Source organism: Trinickia diaoshuihuensis (genome assembly GCF_003390925.1).
Taxonomy (GTDB): domain Bacteria; phylum Pseudomonadota; class Gammaproteobacteria; order Burkholderiales; family Burkholderiaceae; genus Trinickia; species Trinickia diaoshuihuensis.
Genome location: NZ_QUBS01000088.1, coordinates 100,833 through 126,994 on the forward strand (window position 1 = coordinate 100,833; position 26,162 = coordinate 126,994).

Sequence of the window (26,162 nt, forward strand, 5' to 3'; positions counted from 1 at the left end):
GAGGGTTGAAAATGCGCATTCCATTCAATACGAAATTGAACTGCATTTCGTTGGCCGCCGCCATTGTGCTGGCGGGATGCGGCGGCTCGGACGGCGGGTCATCCGCCGGTGCTCGCGCGGGGGCGGCAGCATCGCCGTCCGCATCCCCCGCGGCCATGGCTCCGGCACCCGCCGTACCGGCCGCCGCGACGCCCGGCATCGACAAGACGGTGTCGCCCGTCGAAATGCCGGACACCGTGACGCCTGTGAACTACAAGCTATGGTTCCGGCCGAATCCCGCGCTCAATGCGTTCGACGGCCGAGCCGACGTCGAGATCAAGGTGCTGCAGCCGGTCAATGCGATCGTCGTGGCCGCGCATCGGCTGACGTTCGTCAATGGCAGCATCACGCTGCAACCCGGCAACATCGCGCTCATTGCCAATCCGCAAGACGACGGCGACTACTATCAGCTCCGCCCGCAAAGCGGTCAGATCGCGCCGGGTACCTACTCGCTGCATATGGAATGGAAAGGCATCATCAACTTCAAGACGTACGACGACCCCGCGACGAAAACCGGCGGCAGTTGCGGTAACGACAACTACCCCGGCTGCTCCGCCGCCGAAGGCGTGTTCCGCGTCGATTTGAAATCGCCGGAAGGAAAAACGAGCGGTGCGATTCTGACGCAAGGCGAGTCCGATCTCGCGCGCCAATGGTTCCCGGGCTGGGACGAGCCGGCCTTCCGTCCGACCTACGAAGTGAGCGCCGACGTGCCGCAAAATTGGCGCGTCGTATCGAACGCAGCCGAGAAAGACGAAGTCAACGTCGATCAGGGGTATAAGCGCGTGAGCTTCGAGAAGACGCCGCCGATGCCCTCCTACCTCCTGTTCTTCGGCGGCGGCCAGTTCGAAACATACGAAGACGATTTCTCGAGCCCGCTGCCGGACGGCAAGGGACTCCATCTGCGCGTGTTCACGCCGCCCGGCATGAGGGAGTGGGCAAAGCCCGCGATCGAGGAAACGAAGCAGGCGCTCGATTTCTATTATCGGTACACCGGTATCCCGCTGCCGCTGAAGAAATTCGACACCATCGCAGCCAACGATGCATTCAAAGCCGAGAAAGATTTGAACTTCGGCGGTATGGAGAACTGGGGCGCCATTCTGGAATTCGCCGACGACATCCTGCCGCCGCCCGGCACGACGATGTCGAACTATGGGGTCACGGTCCTGACGCACGAGGCGGCCCACCAATGGTTCGGCGACCTCGTTACGCTCGATTGGTGGGACGATGTATGGCTGAACGAATCGTTCGCCACGTTCTTCGAGAACAAGACGAAGATCGCGTTCTTCCCCGATCGTTTCAGCTTGGCGGGCCAAGTCAAGAACAAGTATCAGGTCATCGCGGGCGACTTGTCGTCCTCCTCGTACCCGGTGCAGCCCAACTTCAATGCCTGGGCGTCGAACGATTTCGTCATCAACGCCGCGTCGTTCGTCTATGACAAGGGTGGTCAGGTACTCAAGATGATCGAGGGCTACCTGGGCGAAGACGTCATGCGCAAAGGTCTGCGGCAATACCTGACCGACTATTCGTTCGGCAACGCCACGCCGAAGCGGCTATGGGACGAACTCGCTCGCGCGAGCGGCCAGCCGATGAACGCGATCGGCGACAGTTTCGTGCGTCAAACGGGCGTACCGCTGATCTCGCTGGAAACGCAATGCGACCTGACGACCAACCAGACCGTCGTCTCTCTGAAGCAGCAACCGTTTCCGAATCACAACACTTATCCGGGCTCGCAATGGACGATTCCGCTCACGCTCGGCTATGGCGAGAGCCTGAGCAGCCGGCAAACGGTGGCGATGAAGGACACGAGCATGCAGGTGCGTCTGCCCGGTTGCGGCGCCGTGCTTGCGGATCCCAGCGGTCAGGATTATTACGTCGTCAATTACGGCAACAATGCGTGGGGCCAGTTGCTTGCGCAAAGCAACGCCCTACAAGATCCGCCGCGGCTGACGAACCTGAAACTCGAAGCGCACTTGCTCGTCAGCGCCGGGCTCGCGGATCCGTCGCGCGAGCAAAGCATCGATTCGATCGCAACGTCGCCGAGCGTCGTCGCGCGGATGATGATGCTCGATCGGACGCCGACGGAATCGGTCGTTCGTAGAATGCCGTTCTATCAAGGCCAATTGAAGGCGGCGCCCAAGCCGAAGTTGAACTGACCCGGATGACCGCTCTCTTGTTCGACCAGCCGGAAAAAGGTGGGGCGTACTAGAGCGCGCCATCGTATGATCGCGCGGCCCGACAGTGCGCTTCGTAGTCGGGCCGAGCCCACGCCAGTTCGATACCGATCCGCTGCGTGCCCGGCCGGATCTTCGGTTTATACAACCTCAGCGAAACGGTATCGAGTGCGCCCCAATCCTGGAACGACAGCACCGCGAGTTCGACCGCCAGCGTCTCCAGCAAGCGCGTGTGCGGCTTCGTTTCGAGAAACCGCGTCAACCGCTCGCAATACCGATCGTAGTCGATCCACTCGCTCGCGTCCGTTTCCGCGGGAGCACATCGGTAGCCGAGCCGGGCGTCGATGACGACGGGCTGCGGCGCCTCGTGCTCGTGCGGATGAATCCCGACCCGCGTGAGCACCTCGAGTCCGTCGACGAACACAGTCCATCCGCGCCCGGCGCGCGCCGACGTATCGGCAGTGCGCCACAGCGCTTCGTCGACGGCGAACGGCTCGCTCGGCTTCACGATACGATCGGCGCGGCCGCGTCGAGCATGATGCGGCAGAAGTAATCGGCGAAGCTGCGGCGCACGATGATTTCGAAGGTGTCCTCATCCGTCGGAATCAGAACGATCGACGCCTTGAAAAAATGGCTTTGCGCGCACTGCCCGCGTTGCAGCATCTTCGGATGCAAATCGAGCGGGCACCCGCGCGAAAGGACTTCGCGCACGCGCTCTCCGCTTGCCTCGAGCACCGTATAGCCGCTGCCCACATCGACGACGGAGGCGAACAACGCGCCCAACGCCGTACGCATTTTTCCTTCGAGCTCCGGTGTGCGTGCTTCGTTGGAGCGGATGAGCCACTCGTCGGGGCCCAGCCACAGAGCCTCGTACTCGGTGCCCCGCGCGACCGTGTTGGCTTCGGTCGGCAAGCGCGCGCCGAGCACGCTTTGGACGGCCGCGGCGATCGCACCGTCGCTCGCGTCCCCGCGCAGATTGACGAGTTCGAGGAACGGGCGCTCGCGCAGCCGAAAGCGTTTCGACTGTTGCGCGAGATGCTCATCGAGCAATGCCTGCGCACCGACGAGCGGCGATTCGAGGCGCACGCCCGCGCCCGCCAGGGCGCCACTGCTTCTATTCTCATTCCACATGCTGACGCACTCCTTCGACGTCGTAGAAGACGGGGCTCGCGATCGTCGCAGCCATCGATTTTCCGTTCAGATCCACCGAGACCTTCTCGCCCATTTTGCCGAGACCGCCCTTCACGACCGCCATGGCGATCGAACGCTTCAGGATCGGGCTGTAATAGCTCGACGTGACGTGGCCTAACATCGGAACAGGCGTATCCGCGATCTGGTCCTTCGCCGGGCCGCTCACGTCATTTGCGAGGATTTGACTGCCCTCGGGCAAGACATAAGCGGGGTCGTCGGTCAGCAGACCGACCAATTGCTTGCGCCCTTCCTTTACCGTATCGGAGCGCGTCAACGATCGCTTGCCGAGACAATCCTTCGTCTTCGCCACGAGCCCGCCCATGCCGAGATCGAACGGCGTCATCGAACCGTCCGTGTCTTGGCCGACGATGATGTAGCCCTTCTCCGCGCGCAGCACGTGCATCGTTTCGGTCCCGTACGGCGTAATGTCGAATTCTTCCCCCGCGGCCATCAACGCTTCCCAGACCGCGCGGCCCGCATTGGCCGGCACGTTCACTTCATAGGCCAATTCGCCGGAGAAACTGATCCGCATGATGCGCGCGGGCACGTCGGCCACGGTGCCTTCCCGGAACGACATGAACGGGAATGCCTCGTTCGAAAAATCGACGTCGCGGCAAACCTTGCGCAGGACCTTGCGGCTATTGGGCCCCACCACCGCGAACGTCGCGAAGTGGTCCGTCACCGACGTGAGCCGCACTTTCATATCGGGCCATTCCGTTTGCAGCCAACGCTCGAGCCAGGTCAGGACGCGTGCCGCGCCGCCTGTCGTCGTCGACATCAAATAGTGCTGCTCGCCCAGGCGCACCGTCACGCCGTCGTCGAAGACCATGCCGTTTTCGTCGAGCATCAGGCCGTAGCGGCACTTGCCGACTTCGAGTTTCGACCACGGGTTCGTATAAACCCAATTGAGCAGTTTGGCCGCATCGGGACCTTGAACGTCGATCTTGCCGAGCGTCGAGGCATCCATAATCCCCACGCTCGTTCGCACGGCCAAGCATTCGCGCGCGACGGCCGCATGCAAATCCTCGCCCGCCTTCGGGAAGTACCAAGGGCGCTTCCAATTGCCGACGTCCTCGAACAACGCACCGTGTTCGACGTGCCATTCATGAATGCACGTCTTCCGGATCGGATCGATGAAGTCGCCGATTTCGCGCCCCGCGATCGCACCGAAAGTCACGGGCGTATAGTTCGGGCGGAACGTCGTCGTGCCGGTCTCGGGAATCGTCTTGCCGAGCGCCTGCGCGAGAATCGCCATGCCGTTGATGTTGCCGAGCTTGCCTTGATCGGTGCCGAAGCCCATCGCCGTGTAGCGCTTCACATGCTCCACCGATTCGAAACCTTCGCGTGCGGCGAGCAAGATGTCCGCGGCCGATACGTCGTTTTGGAAATCGACGAATTGCTTGGGCCCGCGGGCCGCCCGCTCGTGCGTCCCGACGAGCCACAGCGGCAACAACGGCGACTCCTTGATATCGGCCACTTGCGGCGAGGCGGGCCGCGACGCCGCCTTGAATCCGAGCGAATGCACGGCCTCGACACCCGCATCGAGCGCCAAGCGCAGTCCCCGCGCCAAGCTGAACTCGCCCGCCGCCGCCCCTACGCTCACCTCGGGCTGCATGCCCTTGCCAGGCACGAAGCACGCCTTTTCGTCATGCCAATGAGCCTTGCCGCCCGATTGCGCGAACAAGTGCAATACCGGGCTCCATCCGCCGGACATGGCGACGAGGTCGCAGGAGAGCGTGGCCAGATGCGCCCCGACCGCGCCCTTGGCGAACGAGGCCACCTCCACCGACGACACGCGCCACTTGCCGTGCGCCTCGTTGATCACGGCCCCGTTCATGACGACGACGCCATGCCGGCGCGCCGCCGCGGGCAGCGCCCCGTCGCTTTGCGGACGCGGATCGACGACCGTGACTTTCGCGCCGCAGGCTTTCAGATCGAGCGCGCTTTGATAGCCGTCGTCGTTGTTCGTAAAGACCACCGCTTCCCGACCCGGGAGCACGCCATAACGCTGAATGTAAATCGATACGGCCGACGCAAGCATGACGCCGGGCAAGTCGTTATTGCCGAACACGAGCGGCCGTTCATGCGCGCCCGTCGCCAAGATCACGCGCTTGGCGCGAATCTTCCAGACGAGTTCGCGCGTGCCCTTGCGCATCGACACCGGCAGGTGATCGGTCAAACGCTGCACCACCGTGACGAGGTTATGGTCTTGATAACCGAACGCCGTGCTGCGCGAGAGAATCTTGACGTCCGGCATCTGCGACAGGGCAAGTTCGATCTTCTCGACCCATTGCATAGCGCTTTTCCCGTCGATTTGCGCGCGGCACGACAGCAACGAGCCGCCCAGTTCGCGTTGATCGTCGACCAGAATCACTCTCGCACCCGCGCTGCCCGCCGCATAGGCGGCCGCCAGTCCGGCCGGACCGCCGCCCACGACGAGCACGTCGCAGTGCGCGAAACACTTGTCGTAACGATCGGCATCGCGTGTATCCGGCGCCTTGCCAAGCCCGGCCGCCTCGCGGATTTTCTCTTCGTACTTCGGCCACCATTTACGCGGCCACATAAACGTCTTGTAGTAAAAACCGGCGGGAATGAAACGCGCGATCTTCTGGTTGACGGCGAGCCGGTCGTTCTCGATCGAAGGCTCCGCATTGACGCTCGTCGCCACGAGCCCTTGATAGAGTTCGACTTCGGTCGCGCGCGCATTGGGCACGGTGTACGCGCCGCTTTCGAGCTGAACGATCGCGTTCGGCTCTTCGACGCCCGCCGTCATCACCCCGCGGGGCCGATGGTATTTCCAGCTACGGGCGACGAAATGCACCCCATTGGCCAGCAGCGCCGAGGCGAGCGTATCGCCTTGATAGCCTTGATAGGTGCGGCCGTTGAACGTGAACGTCAGCGGGATCGCGCGATTGATACGCCCGCCCGAACCCAAGCGATCTTTCTGATTGCTCATGTTATTTGTCTCCTTGCGTGGGCTTACGCGAAGCCGCGCCGCCGAAGGTTTCGTAGCCTTGGAACGCGTAGGACACGGTATCGCGCGTCGCCATGAACCAGCGGCGGCAACCCTGCGTGTGCAGCCATTGTTCGCGATGCACGCCGCGCGGGTTCTTGCGCATGAAGAGGTACTCGCCCCACTCGCGGTCGGTCAATTTTTCGGGTTCGAGGGGACGTGCGATATCGGCCTCGCCGCCGCAGGTGAACTCGCTTTCGGCGCGCGGCCCGCACCAAGGGCATTCGATCATCAGCATGTGAGTCTCCGTGCGTTAATGCGCGACAGCGGCGGCGCCGTGTTCGTCGATGAGATGGCCCGTATAGAAACGATCGAGCGAGAAAGGCGCGTTCAATGGATGCGGCTCGTCCTTGGCGATCGTATGCGCGAATACCCAGCCCGAGCCCGGGGTCGCCTTGAAGCCGCCCGTCCCCCATCCGCAATTGAAGTACAGCCCTTTCACGTCGGTCTTGCTGATGATTGGGCAAGCGTCGGGCGAGACATCGACGATGCCTCCCCACTGACGATTCATGCGTACGCGCGAGAACACGGGGAACATCTCGACGATCGCTTGCAACGTGCCTTCGATGATGTGGAAGCTGCCGCGTTGACCGAAGCCCGTGTATTGGTCGATACCGGCGCCGATCACGAGGTCGCCCTTATCGGATTGACTGATATAGGCATGCACGGCGTTCGACATCACGACCGTATTCACCACGGGCTTGATCGGCTCCGACACGAGTGCTTGCAGCGGATGGCTTTCGAGCGGCAGACGCACGCCGGCCATATCGGCGAGCGTGGTCGTATTGCCGGCCGCGACGACGGCCACCTTCTTCGCCTTGATAAATCCCTTCACCGTCTCGACGCCGACGACTGCGCCTCCATTGCGCCGAATGCCCGTGACCTGGCAGTTCTGAATGATGTCGACGCCATGCGCATCCGCGCCGCGCGCAAAGCCCCAAGCGACTGCATCATGACGGGCGACGCCGCCGCGGCGCTGAAACGAGGCGCCGAGCACGGGATAACGCGCGTTGAGATTGATGGTCGGCTCGATTTCCTTGATCTGCTCCGGCGTGAGGAATTCCGCGTCGACTCCGTTCAGGCGGTTCGCATTGACGCGCCGCTGCGTGTCGCGCACGTCCTGCAGCGTATGCGCGAGATTCATCACGCCGCGTTGACTGAACATGACGTTGTAGTTGACGTCTTGCGAGAGCCCTTCCCAGAGCTTCATCGCTTTTTCGTAGAGCGCCGCCGATTCGTCCCAGAGATAGTTCGAGCGAATGATCGTCGTATTGCGGGCCGTATTGCCGCCGCCGATCCATCCTTTCTCGAGCACGGCGATGTTGCGCACGCCGTGCTCCTTGGCCAAGTAGTAGGCGGTGGCTAGGCCATGCCCGCCTCCCCCGACGATCACGACGTCGTATTCGCGCTTCGGCTCGGGACTGCGCCATTGGCGTTCCCAGTTCTCGTGATACGACAACCCGTTGCGCACCAAACTGAATATCGAAAAGCGGCTCATAGCGGTGGATCCGATGGGTTGATTAGCATTCGATGACGTTCACGGCCAACCCGCCGCGAGACGTCTCCTTGTATTTCGTTTTCATGTCGGCGCCCGTCTCGCGCATCGTCTTGATGACGGAATCGAGCGAGACGTAGTGAGCACCGTCGCCCTTGAGCGCCATTCTCGACGCGTTCAGCGCCTTGATCGCGCCCATCGCATTGCGCTCGATGCAGGGAATCTGCACGAGGCCACCCACGGGGTCGCAAGTCATGCCGAGGTTGTGCTCCATGCCGATCTCGGCCGCGTTCTCGACTTGGGCGGGCGTGCCGCCCATGACCGCCGCAAGGGCCGCGGCGGCCATCGAGCACGCCACGCCCACTTCGCCTTGGCACCCCACTTCAGCGCCTGAAATCGAGGCGGTTTCCTTGTAGATAATGCCGATCGCGGCCGCCGTCAGCAGGAAATCGACGATGCCGTGCTCGTTGGCGCCCGGGACGAACTTCACGTAGTAGTGCAGCACCGCGGGAATGACGCCCGCTGCGCCGTTCGTCGGCGCGGTGACGACGCGCCCGCCCGCGGCGTTCTCCTCGTTGACGGCCATCGCATAGAGATTGACCCAATCGAGCATCGAGAGCGGATCGCGCAGCGACTCCTCCGAGCGCGCGCGCAGATGCTTCGCGAGTTCGGCCGCGCGACGCTTGACGCGCATCGGTCCCGGCAATTCGCCTTCGGTCCGGCAGCCGCGTTCGACGCATCCCGCCATGGTTCGCCAGATCGCGAGCAAGCCCTCCCGCACTTCGGCGGGCGAGCGCGTGGCGCACTCGTTCTCGAATGCCACCTGCGCGATCGACAACCCGCTCGCTTGGCAGGCACGCATCAAATCGGCGCCGGTGCGGAACGGATGCGGCACCTCGCCACCGGCGCGCACGCCGTTGACGCGATCGCCGTCGCGGTTGACGACGAAGCCGCCGCCCACCGAGTAATACTCTTTCTCGACGAGCAATTGCCCGTTTTCATCGAAGGCCTGAAACCGCATGCCATTCGGATGCACGACGCTCGTGCCGCTCATGAGCTTGCGGTAGAACGCGAGATCGTCTTTTTCATCGAAACGGACGGGCGCACGGCCCATCAGCGCCAGCGATTTGGTCGAACGAATCTCGGCGAGCCGCGGCTCGATGAGGTCGGGATCGATCGAGTCGGGCAGATTGCCTTCGAGGCCCAGCAATACCGCCTTGTCGGTGCCGTGCCCTTTTCCCGTCGCGCCGAGCGACCCGTAAAGCTCCGCTTTGACGCGCCGCACGTAGGTCAGGAGATTGGCATCCTCCACATGCGAGACGAAGCGGCATGCGGCGATCATCGGTCCGACCGTATGAGAACTCGACGGGCCGATGCCGATCTTGAACAGATCGAAGACGCTGACGTTCATTGGGGCAGCCTCGCGATGACGGTGAATGGGGTTGGGGTTCGTTGGAGCTTGGACGCCAGTACACCAAAGCGTAAAATCCGCCGATAGAACAAAAACGGCATCGCCGTGGGATGCCGCCGCCAATCGGCCCTTTCGGCGTGCCTCGCGGGCGTTTGCGCGATGATTGGCGACGGAAAATCACAAGCGCCCCGCACGGCCATCGGCGAACCTCGGGATACCCCCTGTCGCGCCCTACCTATTGCTGAGCAGCATGAACGCAGTCGAAACGTTACCGCCGGTCTCTCCCGCCTCGCGCACCCGTATCCGGTTCGGCGTCGTGCTGCTGCCGAATTTCACGCTGACAGCGTTTTCGGGATTCGTCGACATGCTGCGGCTCTCGGCCGACGACAGCGACTTCAGCAAACCGGTGCGGTGCGCCTGGAGCGTCGTGGGCAAGACGTTGGCGCCGGTTCGGGCAAGCTGCGGGATTCAAATTACGCCGTGGGAGACGTTCGACGAGGCGGAGCCGTTCGATTACGTCGTCGTCGTGGGCGGGCTTCTGCATTCGGGCCCCCAGGCGGACGAGGAGACGTTGGCGTTCATTCGTCGCGCCGCCGGCAACGGCGCGACGATCGTCGGCATTTGCACGGGCGTGTTTACGCTGATGCGGGCCGGCGTACTCGACGGCCACCGCGTATGCGTCAGTTGGTTTCACTATTGGGATTTCATCGAGCGCTTTCCAAACGCCAACGCGCAGATGCTCGTGGCCGACCGGCTCTTCGTCATCGATCGGCGGCGCATTACGTGTTCGGGCGGGCGGGCGTCGATCGACGTGGCCGCCGCTATTTTGCTGCGGCATTTCGATCATGCGACGGTGCAAAAGGCGCTGCGGATCTTGCTCGTGGCGGAAATGCAGAACGGCAACGCGCCGCAGCCTCATCCGCCTGGGCTCGAGCCGGCCACGCACCCGAAGATCAAGCGCGCGATCTTACTAATGGAGCAGCATTTGGGGCGTGCGTTGACGCTCGAGGAATTGGCCGGCAAGCTCGATCTATCGCCGCGGCAGTTGGAGCGGCTGTTCAAGGCGCAAACCGGGAAGACGCCGCAGACGTTCGCCAAGCATGTTCGACTGCGCACGGCGGCTTGGTTGCTGACGAGTTCAGATCGCAGCGTGGCCGATATCGCGTTGAGTTGCGGTTTTTCGGATGCCTCGCATTTGGGGCGGGAGTTTCGCAAGCAGTACGGCATGCCGCCCGTGGCGTTTCGCGAGCAGCGCGCCGGGAATGCGCCCGACGAACAGGTTTGCGACGAGTACTTCTTGGCGTCGGGGGCGATGTCTTGAGGCGGAAGGTGGGCTGAACGCTGGGCGCGCCTCCCTGACGCAAGGAAAACTCTCCCGTCTGAGCGCCGTACGCCCGACGACAGAGACCTCTTATGCTTGCTCTTTCGGGCTTTCGAGAGGGGGACGACCGGAGCGACGCTTCGCCATCACCTCACCAAATGGCCGTAGCCGTTTGAATTCCTCATCACTTAGCCCACGCGTGCCAGGGTCCGCAGCGATACCACGCCGGATCGCCGCATCTTCTTCGGTCGGATACACGAATTTACGCTTGCTGCTCATAGCGTTGAACCTCTCTACGGTTGGCCTTTCGCAAGCTGATGATTTGAATTGCATCGCCTCGAGTTGTGAACGCTACGCACAAACCGCAGATCTCGGAACCCCAGGTCACCGTCCAGCCGTTCCGTGCCAAAAATCGGAACAAATTACGGCTCAGCGCCGTGCTCGCAACACCCGATGTGCGGCGGAGAAGCCGAAAGTTTGGCGAGCAAGCTGCGGCTTGAACGACGCCTCGCATTTGGGTGCAAATTCCGCAAGCACCGTCACGGTCTTCCCTGCCACGCACGCAATCGATGGCTAGCTCGTTAGTTGCGTGCGCAACAACATATGTCCCCTCACCAGTCGTGGGCGGGACTCCAACGCCAGTTTTGCAGGATGGCGAGGTAATCGATTTAGATGACGGTGTCACCGGCTCCGTATTGAAGATATCCTCTAGAATCATGAAATTCAAATCGCATACATCGGCATAAGATCCAATCACGGTTCTGGCGTTTTAATCACGTATTATGGGAGTGTCACCCGTCAAATTATTCGTCGAACAGTTCAGACAGTTCTTTCTACCAGACATGCCGAACGCGAGGCGATCGCCCGCGCCAGTTCTCGCGTCGACAGCGGAAAGATAACGTCCTGCCGCATCAGCACTCGAAACTCCGAGACGGATATTCTGAAAATTTCATTTAGCTTGGATTGGAAAAATCCATACAACGCGTCACTCCATGAATTCGGAACCAGGACTGGAATCAAGCCAAAGATGTTAGTTCTGGATGCCTTCAACCGGATAACCGCAAAGTTGTCCACTCGCTTGAGATGAGGAACCATGGTTACGCCTGAAATGTTCGACCGAGCCCACATTGACGATATCGAAGAGGTCGAGGCTGCACCCGGCATTTTCATCAAGACGCTACACAACACCGACGAGGGCGTGATGGTTCGCCTGATTCGATTCGTTCAGGGCGCAGTCCTCCCCATGGAGGACAGTCACGACCTCGGCCTGGAAATCGTCTACGTGCTCGACGGCACGCTCACCGATAACGCGGGAAGTTATCCAGCAGGCTCGATTCTGTATGGCAAGAAGGGGTCTTCGCACATTCCGGCGAGCCCCGAAGGATGCACGATTTTCTCCATCAATTTCGTCGACTAACTGACGGGAGTGCCATGAGCGCAGACAGCATCATCGAGTTCTTACGCTGGTACGCAAGCGAGCGACTCAACTCGCGCCTCATCGACGAACACCGGCGGCCACCGGCCTCGCTGCCGGCCGAGCTCGCTTCCGGAGGGCTGCTCGGCCTAAGGGTCGGCGCGGAGCACGGCGGCCAGGGGCTGTCCGCGCGCGACACCGCGCGCGTCCTGGAGCAGCTTGGAGCAATCGACGGCAACGTGTCGCTGCTGACGACAGTGCACAACGCGGTGGGAGTCGATCCCATCCTCGCTTTCGCCGACCAGGACATCAAGGACAAGGTCCTTCCTGTCTTAGCCTCCACGGGGGCGCTGGCGGGCGTGGCGGCGACCGAGCCGGAGGTCGGCACGAACTTCCAGGCGATGACGTCGCGGGCGGTGCGCGATGGCTCCGGCTATGTCATCAACGGTAGAAAATCAATGATTTCGCTGGGCGGCTGGGCCAAGTACATCAACCTCACGGTGCGCCTTGACGACAGCCTGACAACCTTCCTGGCGCCGACCGCGACTCCAGGGTGGGTGCCTGTCTCCGAGGCCCTGACGGTGGGAATGAGGGCCGTGCCGCAGAATCACATCGAGATGCGCGACATGCGGCTCGACGCCGATGCTGTACTCGGCGGGGTGGGCAATGGCGCGGCTGTTGCGACGCACGCTTTCCAGACTGGCCGATGGATGCTCGCGGCTGGCATCGTCGGAACGATGAAACGGTGCCTCCAACTCGCCACGCGTTACGTCTCGTGTCGTACCGTGGCAACCGGCTCGCTGTTGAGCAATGGCAGGATCGAGCAAATCCTGAGTGATTGCGTGGCTTCCGTCGAGGCTGTCGATGCGGTAACACGCTTGATCTATGACGGCCTAGACGAGGGGCGCGTCATTGATCCCACGTACTACACGGTATGTAAGATCGTCAGCGGCGAACTGTCATGGAGCGTTATCGACACTTGCGTGCAGCTCATGGGGTGGCGCGGGTTCCTTGACTCGAACCCCGTCACGCAGAACTTCAGGGATTACCGAGTGCTTAGGGTCTTCGAGGGCTCCACGGATGGGATCTCCGGCTACCTCGGACGTTCGGTGCTGAAGAACCCAGGAAAGCTGCACACCCTGTTGACGGAGGACTTCCCGGATGCACATTTTCTTGCACCCCTCTGGTCGGTTCTTCAGGAAGCGTCTGGAACATTCCCGTCACTTTCCCCGCAGCATCAACACCGTCTCGCCGCTCGCACGGCTAATGCCGTGTCGTGGGCGGTGACCGCGGCAGCGCTCCAAAAGGAAGGCGGCGAAGTTCGCGCTCACAGTTCCGAGTGGGCCGCTCATAGCCTGACGGATGCAGTGCATGCCATGCGGCGATCGCACCACCAAGACGATCGCGTAGTCGCGTCCGCGAGGCTGTCGCAGCACATCGGTTCCTACGAGTATCAGATCGGCGACATCGAGCAGACGTACGGTGGTGAGGTACACACGCTCGATCCGCTCTTGCGGCGCGCCTTGTAGGAGTCTTTGTGCTGTACCTTCTCGACTAACAGCTCCACATCTGGCGATACGACCTCAGAGTCTAGCCTGCAATAGAAAGCAATTTGTAACTGGAATCGGTTTCAATTACATTGAATCATGGAGTAGTCTATCCCGGCAACTCGCTGAGCGTCACTTTCTACAAAGTGACGCTCGAGCCGACCGCTGCAACTCGGCCCTATCACCTAGGGATTACTTAGCTTTGTGCACAAGGCGTTCAAGTTCCCGACCGATTAGTTCGCGCATCCAATCGGCGATCGTGATTTCGCGTTCCACGCATATATATCGAATCCTCTTATGAATCGCCGGGTCGATGTCAAAGTTTAGTCTGATGCTGTCCACGCGCCGGGTTGGCATGCCTGATCCGCTCGCAAGCGCCTTCTTCGGTCTACCAGGGCTGCGCTTCGACTGTGCGCTCGTTCCCGGCGAGTTCGCGTTCGGCCTGGCGGGCGGTTGAGCCGCTTGTGGCGAGGCGCCCTCCCGGGACGATGCGGGCTTTTTCCTCGAGGGCTCCTTAGCTGTGGCGGCCTTTTTCGTCGTGGCTTTGGCCGTCGGCGTCTTCGTCGCCCTGTGCTTTTGTGTAGCTGCCATGTTTGATTAAATGAAGGTTTGAGTAAATCAAGTCCCGAGTGCACATCGTACGTGCACTCGGGACCGCGAGGCAAGGGAAGCTTCCACCTATTGAAAGACGTTCTCCCTTGCGACTAAAGGCGATACCTCACTCAAAACCGTAAATCAAGCTGACAGAACAGGGGATGCAAAAGACGCCCCGGCCTGGGGCGACGTTAACAAAGGTTAAGAATTTACGCGTGAATGACGGTATCGATGAGCGCGCGAATCACTTCGGAAACGGATAGACCGTTCTCCACCGCGTACATCTTGAGCTTGCGATGTCGAACATGATCGATATCCAGGTTGAGCCTGATTGGCTTCGGGGGGCGTTGGCTTTGCGATTGCTCGAGCGTCGTGGCAGTCACAAAGTCCATTGCGGTGTTTTGCGCAACCGGTTGCTTCTCATCGGCAGGAAGACGGGACGTCAAATGAAACTTGCTCATTGGAAATATCTCTATACACAAACATTTGTAACTCAATTGAGTGACGAATCCGACACTCAAGCCATGCCGCAAGCCACCTATCCCCTGAATACCTAGCACGCAAAGCCACCGACCCTCCAGCAGCTTAGGGACACTGAACACAGCGAGCGGCGGTCGCTGGTGTGCCTCTTTACTCAAAACTACGGTGCAACCGATGCACTATCGGCGTGCAACGCCGTATTCTCGATTGACGTGCTCGGCATGACGGCACTTTCACATCGATCTCCAAGACCGATCATATCCCGTTCTCGCGACGGATGATATTCATACTCAATGCGTCACTTGAGTAAAGTATCAATTGAACGCGACGAAAGCGTCAAGGCAACCATAGACGCAGGAACCGCAACAGTTGTCTCGGACGAACGAAACGATCTTCGCGATAGCACAACGTTGCTCGCGTCAACGCAGCCCCTTCAACACACCAGCGCCGAAAGCCGACACGACGTGTTGGAGCAGAGCCCCCCACACACCTCGTCTGACAACCGACACCAGCCAGACGGTCTGAACGCTGGCGGCAATCGACGTTGCGAAGTTTTCGTTAGACAAAATGGGGGCGACACTTTGTGCGCAAAATTGACAATCTTTAACAGTTAAACACCTTGTTTTCCTGGGGTCTTAGCCTGACCAGGATCATAAACTCAACTGAGTGGCTTGAGTAATTTGTCGTAAAAAATTTGTGGTTGTCCGTAGTCGTATGACAACACGTTGCCAGCAGCGCCCCGCGCTGCGCCGTCCGGCACCTACACACTTGCCGTGGGCGCGGATGGCGCGTTCCGGCGCTAGCGACCTCCCTACCCATGCTTGCGCAAACCAAAAGGGCTGCGAAACTCAAGCGGGCGATTTAACCTTCACAATCATTAACATTCCGTTGCGTCGAACATACGTCATATCAAAAAAATCGTTAACTCGACTGGCAATCGAACATTCGGCTCTGCGCCAGTTGCCGCAACTCCCTCCCAACGCCTCGCCCGCCGCGCTCCGCCTCCAACAGAAGTTTTCTGGCACTTCCACAGGAGTGGGCGCGCGATTTCAATCAACAACGGATTAGTCTCATATTTTACTCACTTACACATTAAATCAACTTATAAACTCATTCACTCAACTACTTGAAATCTAGTTTTTGCGATAGGATCAACTCAAATGGTCCCATCAACAAGCAGGAACTTCCGGTATGTATCGTACTAGCCGTCGCCGGAGAGAGAACTTGGCACGCTGTTCTTCCCGGAAGAAGAACAGACGACTCACCCAGAAACACGGAACGCTTGGCAAGCCTCTTCTTCGGATGAAACCGCTACGCATCGTCTGCGCGACACAACATAAACAGCGCGACTTTCTCACGCACACGCCGTTGGGCCAGTCGCTTGTGACCCACCAATTTCTCAATCCTCTGAGCACTGCCATCTGCTCGGACCACAAACTAACGCGGGCAATGGCATACAACCGCGCGATTGAGGCGGCCCGCACTGATCCGGCCATTCTCGTATTCGTCCATGACGATGTTCACCTGCTCGATTTCAATTGGCAGGACAAGATTCGCGAAGGCGTCCACGCATACGACGTGATGGGCGTGGTCGGCAATGTGCGCGTTCCGCCACGTCATACGGGTTGGTCGTTCGTGGACGAGCAGTTCATGCAGGACGACCCGCAGAACCTAAGCGGGATCGTCGGGCACGGACGGGGGTTTCCCTGCGCGGTTACGCGCTACGGCGCTCCAGGCAAGCGCGTCAAACTTCTTGACGGCTTCTTGATTGCAGTCGACAGCGAGACGCTGATTGAAAGCGATCTGCGCTTCGATGAACGGCTACGGACCCACTTCTACGATCTCGACTTCTGCCTTCAGGCCGACGCACGCGGACTAGCCCTGGGCACGTGGCCGCTTTCTGTCGTGCAGGAGAGCCCCGGCGCATTCGATTCCACCGCGTGGCGGGAAGACTTCGACCGCTACCGCAGCAAATACGCACGCCGCCCTATCAAGACACACCAGCTCCATCAGCAGTAGAGCTACGCAGTCACCAAATCGCAATTCAGGGAAACACAAATGAAAGACATGCGGCAAGCTGTGACCAAACGTCTGCCCATCATCCTCGCAATCGCCGCGGCAGCTATCGCAGCCACCTCCGATGCGACTAGCACTGCCGGTGCGAATACCTCGGACACCATAAGCTCAGGCAATCCCTCAAGCACGGCCATCGCGACGGACTAAAGCCACTTAAACATTCTTAACCATCTGTAGCGAGAAATACACAGTCACATATTTTTGGAATTCGAAAAACCCGTATCGACGCCGGAATTTTCGTCTTTACCTCCAGCTAATGATTTCGTAGCAACACGCCGCACCGCCTCGACGCGTAAGGACGACGCGAATTTCATTCATGTATAGCACCTGACTTCAAACTTCAATTTAAGTAACTCAAATCAATTCCTGATTAACTCATTTACTCTCTCACTCATATACGTTTTTTATGCAGTTTACGCTAGGATCATTTCGGAGATTTTGAGTAACCAGGAGTGAATCGAATTACACGCACAAACCTCCCTGTGCGTGAACGCGGTGGCTGTCGCGGGAGAGAACGGGGCGCATTGCTGTAGGCGCGCAAACCTTCGTCAACAGGAATCAGAGAATGAATAAGAACTATCGATCCATATGGAACGATGCTCTCGGCGCGTGGGTCGCTGTCTCCGAACTGGATACAGCGCGCGGCAAAAGCGCCAGCAGTGTCGTCACCAGTTCACCGGGTACGGGTGCCAACGTCATAGGCGGCATCGTGGATGGCTTGATGGACGGCATGCCTGCACTTAGTGTGCTGACTGTCGCAGCAGTCGCGGTTGCGGCTGGTTTGACCGCGCCGGATCGGGCATACGCACAGAATGCCGTTTATCAGGGCACGGGGTGCACGGCTGCAAACACATCGTTCGGCGCGAACCTGAATGATGTTGCACTCGGCTGTAACGTCACAGCTTCGGGTACCAATGCGAGCGCCGTAGGTTTTAGTAGCCTCGCCTCGGGCGGCGGATCAATTGCGGTCGGTGCTGGCTCTACCGCATCAGGCATTAATTCTGCCGCAATGCTGGGAACTGCATCGGGCGGAAATACCGTGGCGGTCGGTATCGCGTCCGTAGCGACAGGCTCTTCTGGTTCCGCTGCCTTCGGTGCGCATGCTAGCTCCACTGCTGCAAACGCGGTTGCGATCGGCATCTATTCCACTGCCGCAGGCGGCGCAGCATCCGTCGTTGGTGCGGGTGCATCAGCAAGCGCCGACTACGCGACCGCCGTAGGTGCAAATGCGTACGGTAACGGTTTAAGGAGTACATCGGTAGGCCGACTTGCGAACACGCTCGGCGATGACTCAACCGCCGTAGGCGGACAGGCTACCGCTTCGGGCAGCGCTTCTATGGCTGTCGGTTTTGGTGCAGTCAGCAACAGCTTGAATTCGCTCGCCGTGGGCAGTAGCTCACTTGCGGGGGCGCAGAACGCAACCGTGCTCGGCATGAATTCGACAGCCGGGGCCGTGAACGCCGTGGCAGTAGGCGTGTCGGCGCGCGCGGCAGGTCTGCGGTCCCTTGCGGAAGGTTCGGGCACCCAAGCCTATGGTAGCGACTCTTTCGCGGGCGGCACGAACGCCGTTGCCGGTGTAGCCGGTAGCACTACGATTGTTGATGACGTTGCACTCGGTCACGGCACGACGGCTATCGGCGGCAGTTCGACGGCTCTCGGTTCTGGCGCAACGGCCACTGGGTTCTCGAGTATTGCCCTCGGCGATTCGATAGCTTCCGGCCAAAATGCGTCAGCCTTTGCAAACGGTGCTACTGCGTCGAATTCTAATACGACAGCTATCGGTTCATTTTCCAAGGCGACCGGCGATGGCGCGATGGCAATCGGCAGTTCGGCAGTTGCTAGCAACACTAGCTCGCTTGCCCTTGGTAATGGCTCGAATTCATCGGGGGTCAACTCTGTCGTTGTCGGTACGTACGGTAGCGCGGCAGGCGACTTCAGTACGGCAATCGGTAACGGTTCCAAAGCGCTTGGCGATAAATCGCTCACGACGGGCCTGAATTCGACAGCCTACGGCACAGGTGACTATGCAGCCGGTCGCGGTTCCGTTGCTGGCGTCAGCGGTAGTACGACGATTGCGGACGACATTGTGATCGGTAGTCTTGCGTCCAGCGTCGGCGGACAGTCCGTCGCGATTGGTATGCAATCTACTAGCAGCGGCGCGAATGCGATTGCAGTCGGCACGACTTCCACGGCATCGCAGGCCGATTCGGTTGCAATGGGAAATACTGCCGCAGCAACGGGAGTCGGAAGCATGGCGCTGGGCGCCACTGCGGGAGCAACAGGAGCAAACGCAATTGGAATTGGAACTACAGCGATTGCTTCAGGAAATCGGGCCGTTGCCCTCGGTTATGGCTCGACAGCATCAGGCGTCAATTCGTTCGCGTTTCTCGGAAATGCATCGGGCACGGGTGCAATTGCTATGGGCAACACGTCTTTAGCATCGGGGGCAAACGCATCTTTGGCAGTAGGTAACTTCTCGACCTCTTCCAATACGAACGCATCCGCTTTTGGTGTGTTCGCGACTGCATCAGGTGCAGCGGCAACCGTCGTCGGATCAGGTGCCAATGCAACCGGCGATTTTTCGACCTCGATGGGCGCAAATGCAGCAGCGGGCGGCGCAAATAGTACAGCGGTAGGCAAAAAGGCAACAACTACGGGAGCGGATTCAACGGCGCTGGGCGAAAACGCTACTGCTTCAGGCGCTGGTTCAATGGCGTCGGGTTTCGGCGCGTTGGCGAACGGTGCGAATTCTTTTGCTGGCGGTACGAATGCCGTCGCAGGTGCGGCTGGCAGCGCCTCAACCATCAACGACGTTGCACTCGGAAATGGCGCATCGGCGGTCGGCGGGAATTCCGTTTCGGTTGGTACCGGCGCTATCGCGTCAGCCGCAAATGCGATGGCGTTCGGTCAAGGTGCCACGGCAGCGAACGCTGGCAGCGTCGCGATCGGAAATGGTTCGATTACGGGCGCTGCCAATCCGACGCCGAACGGTGTAATCGGCGGCAAGACGTACACGTATGCTGGGGGCGCGCCGACGAGTGTGGTGAGCGTGGGCAAACCCGGCGCAGAGCGTCAGATCACGAATGTCGCCGCAGGTCGCGTCACCGGCACGAGCACCGACGCGATCAACGGCTCGCAGCTCTTCGCAACGAATACGGCCATCGAGACGCTTTCGACCTCGACTTCGACTGCGGTATCAAGTTTGAGTACGGGCCTGTCCACGACGAATAGCAATCTCGATTCGCTGAGCACGTCTGCTTCGACCGGAATTTCCAGCCTTTCCACATCGGCATCGTCCCTTTCGACCGGCCTTTCCACGACAAACAGCAATCTCGATTCGCTGTCCACTTCTGCATCGACGGGAATTTCGAGCTTGAGCACGGGCATCAGCTCCCTTTCGACTGGCGTGTCGTCGCTTTCGACGGGCCTTTCGACCACGAACAGCAACGTCGCTTCGCTGTCCACTTCGGCATCGACTGCTGTTAGCTCACTCTCGACGGGCGTTTCCAGTTTGTCCACGGGCGTTAGCTCGCTTTCGACGGGCGTGTCGTCCCTCAGCACCGGCGTGTCCAGCCTGAGCACCGGCCTTTCGACTGTCGCGAGCGGTGTAAATTCCCTGAGCACAGGCGTGTCGTCTCTTTCGACCGGTCTGTCCACGACGAATAGCAATGTGTCGTCGCTCAGCACGCTCGTTTCCACGATTGCCCCGCATTACGTGAGCATCAACGACAACGGCACGCAGCAAGGCAACTACGACAACAAGGGTGCGACGGGCGTAAATGCGATTGCCGTCGGTACGAACGCGACTTCGGCAGGCGCAAGCGCTGTTGCTCTCGGTGACGGTGCAACGGGCGCAGCAGCAAACTCAGTTGCAATCGGGCAGAACGCAGCAACGACGAATGCAGGCGATGTGGCTTTGGGCTCTGGTTCCGTTACGGCAGCAGCAAACCCGACTTCGGGCGCAACCATCGGCGGCAACGCATACACGTTCGCAGGCGCGAAACCGGCAAGCGTTGTCAGCGTCGGTGCGAAAGGCACGGAACGGCAAATTACCAACGTCGCGGCCGGTCAACTGAACGCGAACAGCACGGACGCTGTGAACGGTTCGCAGCTTAATGCGACGAACCTGGCCGTCGATTCGCTCTCGACTTCGACCAGCACCGGCATTTCTTCGCTGTCCACGGGCGTATCGTCACTTTCGACTGGCGTTTCTTCCCTGTCCACGGTTGCCAGCTCCTTGAGCACGGGTGTGTCGTCACTCTCTACCGGTGTGTCGTCCCTCAGCACTTCCACTTCCACGGCGGTATCGAGCCTGAGCACAGGTGTTTCGTCGCTCAGTACTGGTGTGTCGTCGCTTTCGACAGTTGCCAGCTCGTTGAGCACGGGTGTTTCGAGCCTGAGCACAGGTGTGTCGTCACTCAGTACCGGTTTGTCGTCGTTGAGTACTTCCGCATCCACCGGAATTTCGTCGCTCAGCACCGGAATTTCGGGCGTGACGAGTGCAATCGGGTCGCTCTCGACTTCCGCTTCAACCGGCACCAGCAGCCTGTCCACGGGCCTGTCCACGACGAACAGCAACGTGGCTTCCCTTTCGACCGTCGTTGATGCGAGCAAGACGCACTACTACGACGTAAATGACAACGGCACTCACGGCGGCAACTACAACAACGATGGTGCAACCGGTGTCAACGCAATTGCGGCAGGCGTAGGCGCATCAGCAGGCGGCGCGAGTGCGGCAGCTGTCGGCTACAGTTCGCAAGCGCTGGCAGCTTCCAGCGTGGCTGTAGGCGACAGCAACACGGTTGCCGCAACGGCAGGCCCCGGCTCGGTCGCGATCGGTTCGAAATCGGCGGTGCTCAGCGGCAGCGCCGTTGCAATTGGCAATCAGCAAACCGCCAGCGGTAACGGCGCGGTCGCAATTGGTGATCCGGGCGTAGCAACGGGTACGGGTGCGGTGCAGATCGGCGCGAACAACACGGCAAACGGTGACGGTGCAGTCGCATTGGGCAATTCGAACACCGCCACGGGCACGGGTTCGATCGCGCTAGGCAGCGCATCGACCGCAGCAGCAAACGGCGGTGTCGCCTTCGGTTCGGCTGCTGTCGCGACGAACGCTGGTGACGTTGCACTCGGTAGCGGTTCGGTGACGGCAGCTCCGAATCCGACGCCGAATGCAACGATTGGTGGCACGCAATACGCATTTGCCGGTGCGAACCCGCAAAGTGTCGTGAGCGTCGGCGCGAGGGGTTCCGAACGGCAAATCACGAACGTTGCAGCCGGCCAGCTCAGCACGGATAGCACCGACGCGGTAAATGGTTCGCAACTGAACGCAACCAACCTCGCCGTTGATTCGCTGAGCACGTCCACGAGCACGGGAATTTCCAGCCTGAGCACGGGTGTTTCATCGCTCAGCACGGGCGTTTCTTCCCTTTCGACTGGCGTTAGCTCGCTCTCGACCGGTTTGTCGTCGTTGTCCACTTCCGCAAGCACGGCAGTGTCGTCGCTTAGCACGGGTGCGTCGCAATTGTCGGGCTCGATTTCGACCGTCGCAAGCGGCCTGAATTCGCTGAGCACTTCGACTTCCACGACGGCAAGCTCGCTTTCGACCGGTGTGTCGTCCCTTAGCACTGGCGTGTCGTCGTTGAGCACGGGTGTTTCTTCGCTCTCGACTTCGACCAGTACGGCAATTTCGAGCCTCAGCACGTCCACATCGACTACCGCAAGTTCGCTTTCGACGGGCGTAAGTTCCCTGAGTACCGGCGTTTCGTCGCTGTCCACGGTCGCAAGTTCTCTCAGCACGGGCGTTAGCAGTTTGAGCACGGGCCTTTCGTCGCTGTCCACCAGCACGAGCACGACGGCCAGCTCGTTGTCTACGGGTCTGTCGGGCGCAATCAGCAACATTTCGTCGCTGTCTACGACCGCAAGCACGGGCATCAGTTCGCTCAGCACTGGTGTTTCGTCGTTGAGCACTTCGACTTCCACGATTGCAAGCTCGCTTTCAACAGCAATTTCCGCCAGCAAGACGCACTACTACTCCGTGAACGACAATGGCGTTCAAGGCGGAAACTACAACAACGACGGTGCGACGGGCGTAAATGCCCTTGCGGCTGGCGTCGGCGCAACGGCAGCGGGAGCGAGCGCAACGGCAATCGGTAATTCCGCGAATGCAGCCGGACAAAGCGGCGTCGCGGTTGGTGATAGCGCGCAGGCAACAGCAACGAATGCCGTCGCAATTGGTCAGGGCGCAACTGCATCGATCGCAAATTCCGTTGCGCTCGGCAATGGCTCCGTGACATCTGCGGCTGTTCCGACTTCGAGCGGCACGGTCGGCGGCAAAACGTACCAATACGCAGGCACGAACCCCACGGGCGTCGTCAGCGTTGGGGCTAACGGTTCAGAACGCCAGATCACGAACGTTGCAGCGGGCCAAGTCACGCAAAACAGCACGGACGCTATCAACGGTTCGCAGCTTTTTGCCACGAACAGCGCAATCGACACGCTTTCGACTTCCACGAGCACCGGAATTTCGAGCCTGAGTACGGGCGTTTCGTCGCTGTCCACCAGCACAAGCACGGCGGTTTCGAGCTTGAGCACTGGCGTGTCTTCGCTGTCTACCGGTGTTTCCTCGCTCAGCACTGGCTTGTCGTCGCTTTCCACGTCGGCATCGACGGGCATTTCTTCGTTGAGCACGGGCGTGTCTTCGCTCAGCACGTCGGCGTCCACGGGTATTTCTTCGTTGAGCGCTTCGACCAGTACCGGCCTGTCCACCGTCACGAGCGGGATTAATTCGCTTTCGACGGGTCTTTCGACAACCGACAGCAACGTCGCATCGCTGTCCACGTCGGCAAGCACCGGGCTTTCTTCGTTGAGCACGTCCGCATCGACTGGAATTTCGAGCCTCAGCACGGGCGTTTCGAGCCTGAGCACTTCGACTTCCACGGCGGTTTCTAGCCTCAGCACTGGCGTGTCGTCGCTTTCGACGGGTGTTTCCAGCCTGAGCACTGGCGTGTCTTCGCTGTCTACCGGCTTGTCGTCGCTCTCGACTTCGGCATCGACTGGTATTTCGTCGTTGAGCACTTCGACCAGCACTGCCCTTTCGACGGTCACGAGCAATATCGGTTCTCTGTCCACGGGCGTGTCCTCGTTGAGCACTGGTGTTTCGTCGTTGTCTACCGGCGTATCGTCGCTGAGCACGGGGATTTCTTCGCTTTCGACGGGTGTGTCTTCACTCAGCACCGCAACGTCGGCCAGCCTGTCCACGATCGCAAGCGGCATCAGCTCGGTTTCGTCTTCGACTTCCACGGGTCTTTCTACCGTGACGAGCGGAATCGGTTCGTTGAGCACGGGCCTGTCCAGCGCAACGAGTTCGCTGTCTACCGCGATTTCGGCCAGCAAGACGCATTACTACTCGGTCAACGACAACAACGTCCAAGGCGCGAATTACAACAACGACGGTGCGACCGGGCTTAATGCAATCGCTGCTGGTGTCGGTGCAACGGCGGCAGGCGCGGCAGGTGTTGCAGTTGGCAATAATGCGAACGCCACGGGTGGAAATTCGGTTGCTGTCGGTTCGGGTGCTGTCGCCACGAATGCCGGCGATGTGGCCTTGGGTTCGGGCTCCATTACCGCTGCTCCGAATCCGACTGCGGGTGCCACGATCGGCGGAAATGCCTACACGTTCGCGGGTGCGAATCCGCAAAGCGTTGTGAGCGTGGGTGCGCCGGGTGCAGAGCGCCAGATTACCAACGTCGCCGCAGGCCAGATCACGAAGGACAGCACCGACGCGATCAACGGCTCGCAACTGTACGCGACCAACACGGCAATCGAAACGCTGTCCACGAGCACGAGCACGGGAATTTCCTCGCTCTCGACCGGCATTTCGTCCCTTTCGACTTCCACGAGCACCGGACTGTCGACGGTAACAAGCGGTATCGGCTCACTCAGCACGGGTATTTCTTCGCTGAGCACGTCCACTTCGACGGGGCTGTCCACGGTCACAAGCGGAATTAATTCGCTCTCGACTTCGACTTCCATGGCGGTGTCGTCGTTGAGCACCGGCATTTCCGGCGTTACCAGTGCAATCGGCTCGCTGTCCACGTCGGCAAGCACCGGCATTTCCTCGTTGAGCACGGGCGTGTCGTCGCTCTCGACTTCGGCTTCGACCGGAATTTCGAGCGTCAGCGCAAGCGTCTCCACGGTCGCGAGCAGCGTTAATTCGCTGTCCACGTCCACGAGCACCGGTATGTCGTCGCTGTCTACCGGCGTTTCGAGCCTGAGCACGGGTATTTCGTCGCTTTCGACCTCGACTTCGACGGGTATTTCCTCGCTCAGCACGGGCGTGTCGTCACTCAGTACCGGAATTTCGTCGTTGAGCACTTCCGCATCGACGGGTATTTCTTCGCTGAGCACTTCGACTTCCACGGTCGCGAGTTCTCTGAGCACGGGCATTTCGTCGCTCAGCACTAGCGCATCGACTGGAATTTCGTCGCTGTCCACGAGCACGAGCACGGCCCTTTCCGCGGTCACGAGCGGGATCGATTCGCTTTCGACCGGTGTGTCGTCGCTCAGCACTGGCGTTAGCTCGCTCTCGACTTCGACCAGCACCGGCATTTCTTCGTTGTCCACGGCCATTTCTGCAAGCAAGACGCATTATTACAGCGTCAACGATAACGGCGTGCAGCAAGGCAACTACAACAACGACGGCGCGACGGGTCTGAACGCGTTGGCAGCAGGTACCAACGCCACGGCAAGCGGTGCGGGCGCAGTTGCGATCGGCGACGGTGCAAACGCGAAGGATGACAATTCCGTCGCGCTGGGTGCCAACTCGATCACGGACGTAGCACATCCGACGCCGAGCGCAGTTATCGGCGGCACGACGTATCAATTCGCGGGTGCTAATCCGGTCGGCGTGGCGAGCGTCGGCGCACCGGGATCGGAACGCCAGATCACGAACGTGGCGGCAGGTCAGATTTCGAAGGACAGCACGGACGCGATTAATGGTTCGCAGCTTTATGCAACGAACACGGCAATCGAAACGCTGTCCACCAGCACCAGCACGGGCATCAGCTCGCTTTCGACTTCGACTTCCACTGCTGTTTCGAGCCTGAGCACGGGTGTTTCTTCGCTGTCCACTTCGACTTCGACGGGCATTTCCAGCCTCAGCACCGGCCTGTCAACGGTCACTAGCAGCGTGGATTCGCTCAGCACTTCGACTTCGACTGCGGTCAGCTCGCTTTCGACTTCGACCAGCACCGGAATTTCGTCGCTCTCGACAAGCATTTCGTCGCTGTCCACGGGTGTTAGTTCGCTTTCGACCGGGCTGTCGTCGTTGAGCACCAGCACGAGCACGGGCATTTCTTCTCTCAGCACGGGCGTGTCGTCGTTGAGCACTTCGACTTCGACCGGCATCA

The 26,162-nt window shown here is 60.1% G+C and carries 13 protein-coding genes and 3 pseudogenes; 8 read left to right on the forward strand and 8 right to left on the reverse strand.

Features of this window, described 5'->3' with window-relative positions; all coding sequences use genetic code 11:
• Nucleotides 1-11 precede the first annotated feature (11 nt).
• Complete coding sequence (locus DXT59_RS26665) at nt 12-2,192, forward strand: M1 family metallopeptidase (RefSeq protein ID WP_116140947.1); 2,181 nt, start codon at nt 12-14, stop codon at nt 2,190-2,192.
• A 49-nt stretch (nt 2,193-2,241) separates the two neighbouring features.
• Here the strand turns inward: DXT59_RS26665 and DXT59_RS26670 are convergent, their stop codons facing one another.
• The 6 genes from DXT59_RS26670 to DXT59_RS26695 are packed head-to-tail and all read right to left on the reverse strand — an operon-like array spanning nt 2,242 to nt 9,320.
• Nucleotides 2,242-2,718 carry a dihydroneopterin aldolase gene (locus DXT59_RS26670; RefSeq protein ID WP_116140949.1) on the reverse strand — a complete coding sequence of 159 codons (477 nt, stop codon included), beginning with the start codon at nt 2,716-2,718 and terminating at the stop codon, nt 2,242-2,244.
• Nucleotides 2,715-3,341, reverse strand: a complete 627-nt coding sequence (locus DXT59_RS26675; protein ID WP_116140951.1) for a sarcosine oxidase subunit gamma — start codon at nt 3,339-3,341, stop codon at nt 2,715-2,717. The genes DXT59_RS26670 and DXT59_RS26675 overlap by 4 nt, the downstream gene beginning before the upstream one ends.
• Nucleotides 3,331-6,357, reverse strand: a complete 3,027-nt coding sequence (locus DXT59_RS26680) for a sarcosine oxidase subunit alpha family protein (protein WP_116140953.1) — start codon at nt 6,355-6,357, stop codon at nt 3,331-3,333. Before DXT59_RS26680 ends, DXT59_RS26675 begins: the two co-directional genes overlap by 11 nt.
• A 1-nt stretch (nt 6,358) precedes the next feature.
• Nucleotides 6,359-6,652 carry a sarcosine oxidase subunit delta gene (locus DXT59_RS26685; protein WP_116140955.1) on the reverse strand — a complete coding sequence of 98 codons (294 nt, stop codon included), beginning with the start codon at nt 6,650-6,652 and terminating at the stop codon, nt 6,359-6,361.
• A gap of 15 nt (nt 6,653-6,667) precedes the next feature.
• Nucleotides 6,668-7,912 carry a sarcosine oxidase subunit beta family protein gene (locus DXT59_RS26690; RefSeq protein WP_116140957.1) on the reverse strand — a complete coding sequence of 415 codons (1,245 nt, stop codon included), beginning with the start codon at nt 7,910-7,912 and terminating at the stop codon, nt 6,668-6,670.
• Nucleotides 7,913-7,934: 22 nt separating this feature from the next.
• The gene (locus tag DXT59_RS26695) at nt 7,935-9,320 is read right to left on the reverse strand and encodes an L-serine ammonia-lyase (protein WP_116140959.1); all 1,386 of its coding nucleotides are present in this window, start codon (nt 9,318-9,320) and stop codon (nt 7,935-7,937) included.
• A 250-nt stretch (nt 9,321-9,570) separates the two neighbouring features.
• On the opposite strand from DXT59_RS26695, the gene DXT59_RS26700 reads away from it, so the two are divergent.
• Complete coding sequence (locus DXT59_RS26700; protein ID WP_116140961.1) at nt 9,571-10,641, forward strand: GlxA family transcriptional regulator; 1,071 nt, start codon at nt 9,571-9,573, stop codon at nt 10,639-10,641.
• A 197-nt stretch (nt 10,642-10,838) separates the two neighbouring features.
• Here DXT59_RS26700 and DXT59_RS31665 read toward each other — a convergent pair.
• A pseudogene (locus DXT59_RS31665) lies at nt 10,839-10,920 on the reverse strand (BrnA antitoxin family protein); the annotation flags it as partial.
• A gap of 814 nt (nt 10,921-11,734) precedes the next feature.
• On the opposite strand from DXT59_RS31665, the gene DXT59_RS26710 reads away from it, so the two are divergent.
• The 3 genes from DXT59_RS26710 (at nt 11,735) to DXT59_RS30820 (ending at nt 14,059) form a co-directional block, all read left to right on the forward strand.
• On the forward strand, nt 11,735-12,058 hold the full coding sequence (locus DXT59_RS26710) for a cupin domain-containing protein (RefSeq protein WP_116140963.1): 324 nt from the start codon (nt 11,735-11,737) through the stop codon (nt 12,056-12,058).
• 14 nt (nt 12,059-12,072) lie between these two features.
• Entirely contained in the window at nt 12,073-13,584 is a 1,512-nt protein-coding gene (locus DXT59_RS26715; RefSeq protein ID WP_162878255.1) for an acyl-CoA dehydrogenase family protein, read from the forward strand.
• Nucleotides 13,585-13,915: 331 nt separating this feature from the next.
• Nucleotides 13,916-14,059, forward strand: a complete 144-nt coding sequence (locus DXT59_RS30820; RefSeq protein ID WP_162878256.1) for a hypothetical protein — start codon at nt 13,916-13,918, stop codon at nt 14,057-14,059.
• A 346-nt stretch (nt 14,060-14,405) separates the two neighbouring features.
• On the opposite strand, the gene DXT59_RS26720 is transcribed toward DXT59_RS30820, so the two are convergent.
• Complete coding sequence (locus DXT59_RS26720; protein ID WP_116140967.1) at nt 14,406-14,657, reverse strand: hypothetical protein; 252 nt, start codon at nt 14,655-14,657, stop codon at nt 14,406-14,408.
• Between the two features lie 1,468 nt (nt 14,658-16,125).
• On the opposite strand from DXT59_RS26720, the gene DXT59_RS26725 reads away from it, so the two are divergent.
• From DXT59_RS26725 to DXT59_RS31675, 3 genes and pseudogenes are all read left to right on the forward strand, one after another.
• Nucleotides 16,126-16,695 carry a glycosyltransferase gene (locus DXT59_RS26725; RefSeq protein ID WP_240324690.1) on the forward strand — a complete coding sequence of 190 codons (570 nt, stop codon included), beginning with the start codon at nt 16,126-16,128 and terminating at the stop codon, nt 16,693-16,695.
• A gap of 622 nt (nt 16,696-17,317) precedes the next feature.
• Nucleotides 17,318-22,081 (forward strand): annotated as a pseudogene (locus DXT59_RS31670) (beta strand repeat-containing protein); the annotation flags it as partial.
• Between the two features lie 690 nt (nt 22,082-22,771).
• A pseudogene (locus DXT59_RS31675) lies at nt 22,772-26,062 on the forward strand (YadA family autotransporter adhesin); the annotation flags it as partial.
• Between the last annotated feature and the right edge of the window lie 100 nt (nt 26,063-26,162).